Origin of the sequence: uncultured Nostoc sp. (assembly GCF_964247315.1) — a bacterium.
In the GTDB taxonomy this organism is placed as follows: Bacteria; Cyanobacteriota; Cyanobacteriia; order Cyanobacteriales; family Nostocaceae; genus Nostoc.
In genome coordinates this window covers 52,496-63,458 of record NZ_CAXTTT010000026.1, presented here as the reverse complement: position 1 = coordinate 63,458, position 10,963 = coordinate 52,496, and the positions used below count along the sequence as shown (strand labels likewise).

Genomic DNA, 10,963 nt, shown 5'->3' with positions numbered 1-10,963 from the left:
CGTCCATTGGTTCTAGCATCTAAGAAAGATTCATTAGCGACAGAAAGTGAGCCAGTGTCAATAGTAATATTACCTGCATTTCCCTGATTTTTAGTACTAGCAACTAGTTGAGCACCATTTCTTAAGGAAAGTGACCCGCTAGTAATTTTGATGTCGCCTCCATTACCTTCTACTTGCGTGGCATCACCAGGAAGCTGATTAACATCAGTATATACTTTGGCTCCATTCTCGAAGGAGGCGGTATTGCGGGCATCAATAGTGATATTTCCGGCATTTCCCCGTCCATTGGCGCTGGCAGCTAAGAAAGATTCATTAGCGACAGAAAGCGAGTCTGTATTGATGGTTATATCCCCTGCCTTTCCCACTCCCGAAGTACTGGCAATCACTTGAGAGTTATTTGTGACGAAAAATGACCCTGTGCTGAAGCTGATATTACCCGCATCTCCTACTCCCAAAGTGCTGGCAGTAAGTATAGAGCCATTTGTTAAGGAAAGTGAGCCAGTGTCAATAGTAATATTACCTGCATTCCCGTCATTTTTAGTACTGGCATCCAGTTGAGCACCATTCGTTAAAAAAAGCGAATCACTAATAATGTTAAAGTTGCCTGCTTGACCTTTACCGTTTTCCCCAACATCGGTGTAAGCCCAACCTCTATCTAATGAGATGGCATCGCGAGCATTAATGGTTATATTTCCCGAACTACCATCTCCCTTGGTGCTAGAAGCGAGGAAAGAATTATTGGTAACAAAAAGTGAACCAGTGGTGATATTGATATCACCTCCATTACCTTTAACTGTGACGTCGGTATAAGCCTGGCTTCCTTCATTGAAGGAGACAGTATCGCGGGCATTAATAGTTATATTCCCTGCATCTCCCTCTCCATTGGCACTGGCTGCCAAATAAGAGTCTTCAAAAACTGAAAGTGATCTGGTATTGATAGTGACGTTGCCTGCATTTCCCTGGCCATTGGTACTGGCTGCTAGAAAAGAGTTATTGCTCAGAGAAAGTGAATCAGCATTGATATTAATATTTCCACTATTGCCCACAGCGTTCTCTAGCACTTGATTGGAAATATTGCTGCTGTCTGCGATCGCAACTATCCCAGTGGCATTAATTTTTATATCTCCCGCCTGAGTTGTGGATGAACCAGCGCCTGAAATTCCTGTAATCAGTTGGCTTCCCCCCGATATATTCAAATTTCCTGCATTGATAGCAATATTACCACCATTGCTTGCAAGTACATTCACTTCAGCTTGATTGGTAAGAGACACATCAGCTTGTGGCACTCCTTGGGGAAAATTCAAACCAAGGAAATCCCCGTTAGAAAAAAGTCCGACGGTGCTTTCTTCTGCTACTCCCCCCAATTCCACACGTCCCGAAGGAGCTACAAGCTGACCACCATCCATACTCACATTGCCGCCAACAAGTGTTAAACTCCTACCAGGATTTACCTGTAGACTAGACCCCTTCACCGAAACACTTCCAGCATTGCTCCCAAATTGCAAACCAATAGGCACGCTAATAGTTAACAAAGGTGTAGATTGAGGATTTTTTGCACTAAATTCAAATCCATCAGCAAATCTCATACTATTGGCAGATGTGGCAAAAAATGAACCACCAATATTTAACCGAGCATTCTCACCAAAGATAATACCATTGGGATTAATTAGGAACAGGTTAGCTGTGCCGTTGGCTCGGATTAAACCATCAATATTAGAGATAGACTTTCCTGTGACTCGGCTAATAATGTTTTGAATGTTTGCAGCATTGTTAAAAAATGCCTCCGAGCCAGTAGGAACAGAAAAATCTTTAAAGCTGTGAAACAGATTACCCTCTGCTTGACTTCCTCCGGTGATTTTGAAAGTGTTGTTCTCTAATGTGACGTTGGAATTATTTGGCAGAGTCCCGTCTGGAGTGATTTGGGCAACTGAGATATTTGCATAAAAGGCGATCGCACTGACAATCGCAATTCCTAGACCTTGCAACCAGTCCAAACGCATAGCTCTAAAAGACATTGCACTCTCCTATTGAAAAGGTAATTTAGCTTGGAAGCCTTAATTGAATATAGGTGTCAGGAGAATCAACTTATGCATAAGAGAGGATATTACCAAATTGGCACTACTGAATCAAGTGAATAAAATTCAATCACTGCTACCAATGAAAAATCAGAGTCAAGGCAAACAAGTTTAACCTTCAGTTCAAACACAATCTGAAACTCAGGAGAAAAACAATGTCTAACATCAACAACCAAACCCAAGACCTTTACAGCATCGAATTAGTGCAAGACCTTTCCCATGAAGCTGCTGCTGCTGTTTCTGGCGGTGCTGATTTGGAACTCTTCGATGACGACAATTTTGGGAAGCTGTTAGTGCAGACAAACGAGGGTACTGGAAATGTGGGCAACGATGTAAATGACCGTATTAGCTCGATTGTAGTCAACGCGGGTGTTTGGAGATTCTGGACAGATTCTCAATTTCGGGGTCTTTCTGCCGATTTGGAACCAGGACGTTATGCAAATATTGGTGTCGGTTTTAGTGATTCAATCACATCCTTCCAGAGGATCGGGTAGGTTGAGCTAACACTTTCAACGATCCGATCTCATCTATTGTGATTCTTGAAACTTAAGTCCTGAAAATCAAAACAGAAAAAACGCTCTCACCTTCGCTTTTAGCTGAGTAACGCTTCTTCTCCCAGTTACTAGGGGCAAGGTTGCTTTCGCTCCTTATTTTTTCATAGATATAGATATTTAATTCTACCATGAGATATCAGGTTGTTCTCTAACACAGTGAGAAAAACTGTGGTGCAGCAAGCCTAGCCACAGTTGCCAAACACTACGGACGCACCTTTGCCCTCAGAATCGCGTGCAAGAAGCAGTAGACAGACGTTCGAGAGGAACCACGCTACTAGGTTTGAGACGGGGAGCAGAAACTCTAGGATTTCATGCTCGTCAAGTCCAAGCTACCGCAGAACTACTAGAGAAATTAAATGAAGTTCCAATTCCAGCGATCATTCACTCAAAAGGGCACCACTAGGTGATATTTTACGAGTCAAATTCGAGATCAAAGCGATCGCACTCCCAATCACAATTCCTAGACTTTGCAACCAATCCAAACGCATAGCTCTAAAAGACATTGCACTCTCCTATAGAAAAGGAAATTTAGCTTGGAAGCCTCAATCAAGAGTATAAGTGTCAGCATAATTAACTGATGCACAAGAGAGGATATTACCAAACTGGCATTACTGAATCAAGTGAATAAAATCATGTGACTGCTACCAATTAAAAATCAGAAGGTAAAGCCAAAAACGCCTAATTCCCAACCAACAGTGAATAGAATCATGTCACTGCTACCAATTAAGAATTAGTTAGGTTAGCAAAGCTAAAAACCTCTGATTTTCAACAGTGAATAAAATCATGTCACTGCTACCAATTAAGAATCAGTAAGGTTAACAAGCTGGAAATAACTCTGATTTCCGACAGTGAATAAAATTCAATCACTGCTACCAATTAAGAATCAGAGTCAAGGCAAACAAGCTTAACCTTCAGTTTAAACACAATCTGAAACTCAGGAGAAAAACAATGTCTAACATCAACAACCAAACCCAAGACTTTTACAGCATCGAAGCTGTGCAAGACCTTTCCCATGAAAGTGCTGCTGCTATTTCTGGCGGTGCTGATTTGGAACTCTTCAATGACGACAATTTTGGGAGGCCGTTAGTGCAGACAAACACTGGTACTGGAAATGTGGGCAACGATGTAAATGACCGTGTTACCTCGATTATAGTCAACGCGGGTGTTTGGAGATTCTGGACAGATTCTCAATTTCGCGGTGTTTCTGCCGAATTGGGACCAGGACGTTATCCAAATATTGGTCTTGGTATAATTCCTAATGATTCAATCTCATCCTTCGAGAGGATCGGGTAAGTTGAGCTAACACTTTCAACGATCCGATCTCATCTATTGTGATTCTTGAAACTTAAGTTTTGAAAACCAAAAGAGAAAAAACGCTCTCACCTTCGCTTTTAGCTAAGTAACGCTTTTTCTCGCACTTCTTAGGGGCGAGGTTGCTTTCGCTCCTTATTTTTTCATAGATAGATATTTAATTTTATCATGAGATATCCGGTTGTTGTCCAACACAGTCAGGAAGACTGTGGTGCTGCAAGCCTAGCCACAGTTGCCAAACACTACGGACGCACCTTTGCCCTCAAAATCGCGTGCAAGAAGCAGTAGACAGACGTTCGAGAGGAACCACGCTGCTAGGTTTGAGACGGGGAGCAGAAACTCTGGGATTCCATGCTCGTCAAGTCCAAGCCACTCCAGAACTACTAGAGAAATTAAATGAAGTTCCAATGCCCGCGATCGTTCACAATTCCTAGACCTTGCAACCAATCCAAACGCGTAGCTCTAAAAGACATTGCACTCTCCGATAGAAAAAGAATATTTAGCTTGGAAGCCTCAATCAAGAGTATAAGTGTCAGCATAATCAACTGACGCACAAGTCAGCATAGCAAATTGGCACTGCTGAATCAAGTGAATAAAATCAACTCACTGCTACCAATTAAGAATTAGAAGGTAGAAAACAAGCGATTACCTTCAGTTTAAACACAATCTGAAATTCAGGAGAGAAGCAATGTCTAACATCAACAATTACGGAGTAGATATGAGCAACGATCTACTTTTTCAAGAACTCAGCGGTGAAAAGGCTGCTACCATTCAGGGTGGTTACGCATTAGAACTTTACCAAGATGCCAATTTTGAGCAGCCAATCTTCTTTACAGATAGTAGCTACTCTTATATAGGTGACACGAGTAATGACCAAACATCCTCAATTATTATTAACGAGGGAACTTGGGCATTCTATACAGATGCCAACTTCCAGGGCACGAGAATTACTCTCGGCGTTGGAGCATATCCTTATACTGGATACCTTGATGTTGGTAACGACAAAATCTCATCTTTCGAGCGCCTAACATAGAATTAGATTTTCTGCAACTTTTCTTAGGCATAGGGATACCTAGCATACTTGTACCTGAGTTTTGGGGATTAGGGATTAGGAAAAAATGCTCAAGCCCTAGCTATAACTGAGCTACATTTCTTTTTCCAAACTATAGAGGCGAGAACTGCCTCGCGCTTACTTTATCCTTCTTCTAAGAAATAGAAATGTTTCTTAGAAGAAGGATAACGGGCGGTTTCGCCTTTCAAGTTTTACGTTGCGAGTTGAAGCTCAAGCAAGAACTTGCAAGCACTTCTAAGTACCTTCTCAGAAAATGGACACCTAGTCAAAGTCGGGGCCAAAACCCCGACCTTTATTCTTAAAATTACAATAAGTCCTTAATTATGAAATACCACAGCATATTGCAACACGGTGAAGAAGATTGTGGTGCAGCAAGCCTTGCCACAGTCGCCAAACATTACGGACGCACCTTTGGCCTCAACCGCGTGCGAGAAGCAGTAGGCACAGGTTCGCGGGGAACTACCTTGTTAGGTTTGAGACGGGGGGCAGAAACTCTGGGATTCCATGCTCGTCAAGTCCAAGCTACCGCACAACTACTAGAGAAATTAAATGAAGTTCCAATGCCCGCCATCATTCACTCGAAAGGCTACCACTGGGTGGTATTTTACGAAGTCAAATTCTAGCTCAAAGCGATCGCACTGGCAATGGCAATTCCTAGACCTTGCAACCAATCCAACCGCACAGTTCTAAAATACATTGCACTTTCTTATAGAAAAGGAAATTTAGCTTAGAAGCCTGAATCTTGAGTAAAAGTGTCAAAACAATCAACTTATGCATAAGAGAGAATATTAGCAAATTGGCGTTACTGAATTAAGTCCATAAAATATGTCACTGCTACCAATTAAAAATCAATAAGGTTAGCCCGGATTTCATCACTCTTACGAAAGAATAATCTATAATCCTTACAGCATAAGACTTTTATCCAAAACATTGATTTCACCAATTCTGTGAGACAATCAAAGTTCAAACTCCTGCTCTATATACAGTTGAAAAATTAGGTTTTATTTTTATTTGCCTAGAGTTAAAAAAGAGCGTTAAATAGAGAATTTTTTGTACTAAATTCAAATCCATCAGCGAATCTCATACTATTGGTAGATGTGGCAAAAAAAGAATCGATTAAAAATCAGATGGGTTAAGAAATCAGCAATTACCTTCATCAGTTGAAACCCCCAATTTAAAATTCAGGAGAGAAAAATGTCTAATATCAATAAGCATGGAGTAGATATGAAGAATGATGTACTTTTTCAAGAACTCAGCTGTGAAAAGGCTGCTACCATTCAAGGTGGTTCGGCATTAGAACTTTATCAGGATATCGATTTTCAGGGCCCAATCATTCTTACAGATAGTAGTTCTCCTTATGTAGGCTACCCTGAATAATGACCAAATATCCTCAATCGTTGTTAACGAGGGAATTTGGACGTTCTATGCAGATGCCAACTTTCAGGACACGACAATTACTCTCGGTCGTGGAACATATTCTGATGCTAGAACCCTTAATATTGGTAACGACACAATTTCATCTTTCTCACGTATAGCGTAAAGTGAGATTGACTGCAACTTTTATAGGCATTTTGTCTAGATAGCAAAACTGCCTCAAAGTATGATTTTTTGAAGCAGTCATGGCAGTATTCATTCTGGAAATTGCTTGCTTGTCACTGCTACTAATTAAAAATCACCAGACAAAGCTAAAAAAACTCTGATTTTAACAGTGCATAAACTTATTTTGAAGCACGTCGCAGTGGGGAAGTCGTTAGCCGTATTGCTGATGTTCATACCATCAATAATCTAGTTTCCCAAATTGTCCTTGGTTTACCCAGTCAATTTTTTGTGGCTCTGGTTTCTTTCGGTTTCATGCTCTTTTATAGTTGGGAACTAACTTTAGCTTCCCTCGCCGCCTTTGTCATCGTCACAGGAGTCAACCTGCTTTTTCTTCCCGCTTTGCGTCGGAAAACCCGCAGCCTCATCGTTAAAGGTACAGAAAATCAAGGCTTTTTAGTCGAAACCTTTCGCGGTGTTCAAGTCCTGAAAACCACCCAAGCGACTCCTCAAGCTTGGCAAGAGTATCAGACAAATTTTGGTCGCATTGCAAATTTAGGCTGGACTACGATGAAGTTGGGCCTTTACAGCAGCACAGTCACTAGTATTCTTTCCAAATTGACGAGTATTGGCATACTCTGGTTCGGTTCTAATTTGGTGATTGATCAGACATTATCCATTGGTCAACTGCTGGCGTACAGCGGTATGAGTGGCAGCTTTCTTGGCTTTTTATCGTCAGTAGTCGGGCTAATTGATCAATTTATCACTGCTCAAATTGTCGTTCAACGCTTGACAGAAGTGATAGATGCTACCCCAGAAGATGAAAACGACTTTAAAAAACCTTGGGCAGAAATTTCTAGCAATGCAGATATTACTTGTTCTCAAGTTAACTTTCACCATGCTGGTAGAACTGACCTATTAGAAAATTTTTCTTTAACTATTTCTGGTGGTCAAGTAATAGCCTTAATCGGTCAATCTGGCTGTGGGAAAAGCTCCCTTGGGAAATTGATTACTGGTTTATATGAAGTCCAATCTGGTAATATTCGTTATGGTTTATATAACCAAAAAGACTTATCTTTAGAATGTTTGCGACAGCAAGTCGTATTAGTTCCCCAAGAGCCTCATTTTTGGAGCCGTTCGATTGTTGAGAATTTTCGCTTCAGTTATCCAGACGTTAGTTTTGAGGAGATAGTAAAAGCTTGTAAAATTGCTGGTGCAGATGAATTTATTAGCAAATTACCCGATAAATACCAAACTGTTTTAGGTGAATTTGGTGCAAATATTTCTGGCGGACAAAGGCAGAGATTAGCTATAGCTAGAGCAATTGTTACTGACCCACCTATATTAATTTTAGATGAATCCACAGGTGCTCTTGACCCAGTAAGTGAAACTAAAGTTTTGGATAGATTATTTGCTCACCGTAAAGGCAAAACTACAATTATGATTAGCCACCGTCCTCAAGTTATCAAACGGGCTGATTGGATTGTGTTGCTTGAAGATGGACGCTTGAAAATTCAAGGGACTCCAGAAGAATTACGTCATATTCCTGGAGAGCATTTAAGCTTTCTTGATGAGATTTATCCGGATAAAAATGGTTTCAAATCTTCTTTAGTTATTCGGAATTAGTTAATAGTTATTAGATGTTTTATATTTACTCATTGTATAGTCTTTTTACAGGAAGCAATCCTTAGTAAAAAAACTATATTAAATTGTGAACTGAGTGAACTAAAGTGACGCAATTGTAATGAATTAGAGTTATTAAAGTTTTGTAATAAGTAAATTTTATTTGTGATTATATAGTAATATGAAAACATAACTTATGACAAGTAGACCGAAAAATTTTGTAAGTTCATGAAATAATGCGAGTTTTAACCGATGTTTCTGGGGCTGACCAGAGCGATCGCTAATAGCAGAAAAACCCATCCACAACCCTATTGCTCAAAAAGCAGATTCTGGGAGGATTTCAACAGATGGTGTTTTTTAGCTCAAATAATCGGCTGGTAAGTCTTTTAAAAAACTTTTCAGTCTACTGCTCAGGGCGGCCGCATCATGTCAACAAAAGGATTGTATTTTCAATAAGCTCCCAAATAGTCGCATTAATTGTTGCTTATTGACACAGGTTGAAGCGATCACTTTGAGCTTGGGAAACTAAACCAAACGATAAATGCTGATTTTTTCGTTGGTTCTTAACCTTGGTTGTGATCAAGAGTAATTTAGATGCGTTTGCCCTGGTCTACTGCTGGAGTTATGCAATGCCAAAAAAAGAAGTATTCACACTTAATTAGGAGAAAAAAATGAAAGAGAACTGCTTTGAAGCAATTTCTAGCATTAAGGAACTTAATGATGAAGATGCTGCTACCTGTAGTGGTGGTGTGGCCTATACTGGGAGCACCAACCCAGATGTAATTTTGTATAGAGATGTAGACTTCAACAACACTAATCTGCCGGTTAATGCATCAGTAGGTGATGGTATTGCCTACGTTGGTGATGATTTCAACGATGTAACCTCATCTATTGCCATTATTCGGGGTACATGGGCGTTCTATAGAGACGCCGACTTTACGACATATCAGACCACTCTCGGACCAGGACTATACTCTATTCCCCCAAGCGGTATTGCAAACGACAGTCTAAGTTCCCTCTTGCGTATATCATAGATTTAATATGATCTCCGGGTAATTAACCATAATACCCGGAACCCCTCCCCGCAAGCGGGGAGGTGTTGGGGAAGGAACTCCAGAAGAATTGCGTCATATTCCTAGAGAGCATTTAAGCTTTATTGATGATATTTATCCTAAGAAGAATGGTTTTAAATCTTCTTTGGCTATTCAGAATTAGTTAATGGTTATTGAGAATTTTCTATCTACTCAACACTGATGATTAGTAACTCTCAAAAAAATTTTTTACCTTTAGTTCAAGACGACGAGTTTCTCCCACCAATTAGCCGGTGGACTACATTTGGCGGACTATTTATCGTGTTTGCCTTGTCGTTAGCTGTTCCTGTGGCTGCGGTTGTTAAATATAAAGTTACGGTCAAAGGGCAAGCGGTTGTCCGTCCTGCGGGTGAATTGCCAATTGTGCAGGCGGCGACCGAAGGACAGGTAATGCAGATCTACGTCAAAGAAAATCAAATGCTGCAAAAAGGAGATAAAATTGCTACTATTGATGACTCTCGATTGCAAACCAAAAAAAACCAGCTGCAAACCAATATTCAACAAGCTAGGTTACAACTAATTCAAACCGTTCCGCAAATTGATGCAATCGACAGTCAAATTCGAGCTGAAAACGATCGCACTAATCGGACTATCGCCTCTGCGAAAGCTGAATTGCAGGGACGTGATCGCGATCATCAAGACAAAAAAATTACCAGTATCACTGAACTTCAAGAAGCAGAAGCCAATGTCAAAATGGCTCAAGAGGAATTATACGCAGGGCAAGCACAGTTACAATCAGCATTAGCTAATCTCCACGCAACTGAGGCGGCTTTAGGAGCAGCGACATCAAAGCAGAGCCGATATGACAGTGCCGCCAAACAAGGGGCATTATCCCGCGACCAATTGGAAGAAGTACAGTTGGCTGTGAAACAGCAACAACAAGCTGTACAGGCGCAAAAAGCAACTTATAAGGCCCAAGAAAAAACAAATGAACGGCTAAAACAAGCTGTTAATGGGGCTATTGCTAAACGCGATCGCACTCAAGTAGCCCTCAACCCAAGCAATGCAGAGGTAGCAATGGCGACTGAACGTATTGCTCAAGAAAAAGCTTCTGGGGAAGTAAATAAAGCATCCTTAGAAAGAGAACTTCAAGCACTTCTCAAACAGAAAATTGAAACGGAAAAACAATTAGAGCGTGATACTAGCGAATTCAAGCAAGCTGAAATTGACCTGAAGCAAACTACTATTACCGCTACAGCAGACGGGATTATTTCCAAGCTCAATTTGAGAAACCCTGGTCAAACTTTGCACGCTGGGGAGGAAGTTGTGCAAATTGTTCCTAGTCATGCACCTTTAGTTATCAAAGCAGCTGTCGGTTCTGAGGAAAAAGGTAAGATAAAAGTCGGTCAAAAGGTGCAAATGCGAGTTAGTGCTTGTCCTTATCCTGATTACGGTACTCTCAATGGCGTTGTCAAAGTGATTTCCCCTGATGCTGTTAGTTCGCAAAAAAACGATGCAGATACTGATACGAACTCTATCCCAAAAGCAACTGCTGTAGGTGCTTTTTACGAAGTCACAATTAAACCAGAGAAACTTACTTTAGGTCGTAGTATAAAGAAATGTCAAATTCAATTGGGTATGGATGGCAGAGTTGATATTATTACCCGCGAAGAAACTGTACTGCAATTTGTGCTCCGCAAAGCAAGATTAATGACGGATTTTTGAGATCGTCAATCGCCAAATTGACGTTATTTTTCAGTT

The 10,963-nt window shown here is 40.7% G+C and carries 9 protein-coding genes and 4 pseudogenes; 11 read left to right on the top strand and 2 right to left on the bottom strand.

Annotation, left to right across the window (positions count from 1 at the left end; translation table 11 throughout):
* The coding region (locus ACFE93_RS10540; protein ID WP_375473240.1) for a filamentous hemagglutinin N-terminal domain-containing protein at positions 1-2,015 on the bottom strand (2,015 nt) is incomplete at its 3' end.
* Between the two features lie 215 nt (positions 2,016-2,230).
* Between ACFE93_RS10540 and ACFE93_RS10535 the strand changes: the two genes are divergently transcribed.
* A complete protein-coding gene (locus tag ACFE93_RS10535; RefSeq protein WP_375473239.1) occupies positions 2,231-2,569 on the top strand; it encodes a beta/gamma crystallin-related protein in 339 nt (112 codons plus the stop codon).
* Positions 2,570-2,757: 188 nt separating this feature from the next.
* Positions 2,758-3,029, top strand: a pseudogene (locus tag ACFE93_RS10530) (cysteine peptidase family C39 domain-containing protein); the annotation flags it as partial.
* Here the strand turns inward: ACFE93_RS10530 and ACFE93_RS10525 are convergent.
* Positions 3,007-3,132: a hypothetical protein gene (locus ACFE93_RS10525; RefSeq protein WP_375473238.1), complete on the bottom strand. Its 126-nt coding sequence runs from the start codon at positions 3,130-3,132 to the stop codon at positions 3,007-3,009. The pseudogene ACFE93_RS10530 and the gene ACFE93_RS10525 overlap by 23 nt on opposite strands.
* A gap of 445 nt (positions 3,133-3,577) precedes the next feature.
* On the opposite strand from ACFE93_RS10525, the gene ACFE93_RS10520 reads away from it, so the two are divergent.
* The 9 genes and pseudogenes from ACFE93_RS10520 (at position 3,578) to ACFE93_RS10480 (ending at position 10,927) form a co-directional block, all read left to right on the top strand.
* Positions 3,578-3,922, top strand: a complete 345-nt coding sequence (locus ACFE93_RS10520) for a beta/gamma crystallin-related protein (RefSeq protein WP_375473237.1) — start codon at positions 3,578-3,580, stop codon at positions 3,920-3,922.
* 186 nt (positions 3,923-4,108) lie between these two features.
* Positions 4,109-4,365, top strand: a pseudogene (locus ACFE93_RS10515) (cysteine peptidase family C39 domain-containing protein); the annotation flags it as partial.
* A 263-nt stretch (positions 4,366-4,628) separates the two neighbouring features.
* Positions 4,629-4,973, top strand: coding sequence for a beta/gamma crystallin-related protein (locus ACFE93_RS10510; RefSeq protein ID WP_375473236.1), 345 nt, complete (start codon positions 4,629-4,631; stop codon positions 4,971-4,973).
* Between the two features lie 362 nt (positions 4,974-5,335).
* Positions 5,336-5,629: pseudogene (locus tag ACFE93_RS10505) on the top strand (cysteine peptidase family C39 domain-containing protein); the annotation flags it as partial.
* A gap of 577 nt (positions 5,630-6,206) precedes the next feature.
* Positions 6,207-6,389, top strand: a complete 183-nt coding sequence (locus tag ACFE93_RS10500; protein ID WP_375473235.1) for a hypothetical protein — start codon at positions 6,207-6,209, stop codon at positions 6,387-6,389.
* The gene (locus ACFE93_RS10495; RefSeq protein WP_375473244.1) at positions 6,382-6,552 is read left to right on the top strand and encodes a beta/gamma crystallin-related protein; all 171 of its coding nucleotides are present in this window, start codon (positions 6,382-6,384) and stop codon (positions 6,550-6,552) included. The genes ACFE93_RS10500 and ACFE93_RS10495 overlap by 8 nt, the downstream gene beginning before the upstream one ends.
* A gap of 176 nt (positions 6,553-6,728) precedes the next feature.
* A pseudogene (locus tag ACFE93_RS10490) lies at positions 6,729-8,174 on the top strand (peptidase domain-containing ABC transporter); the annotation flags it as partial.
* A gap of 668 nt (positions 8,175-8,842) precedes the next feature.
* Entirely contained in the window at positions 8,843-9,205 is a 363-nt protein-coding gene (locus tag ACFE93_RS10485; protein WP_375473234.1) for a beta/gamma crystallin-related protein, read from the top strand.
* 219 nt (positions 9,206-9,424) lie between these two features.
* Complete coding sequence (locus tag ACFE93_RS10480) at positions 9,425-10,927, top strand: HlyD family efflux transporter periplasmic adaptor subunit (RefSeq protein WP_375473233.1); 1,503 nt, start codon at positions 9,425-9,427, stop codon at positions 10,925-10,927.
* Positions 10,928-10,963 lie beyond the last annotated feature (36 nt).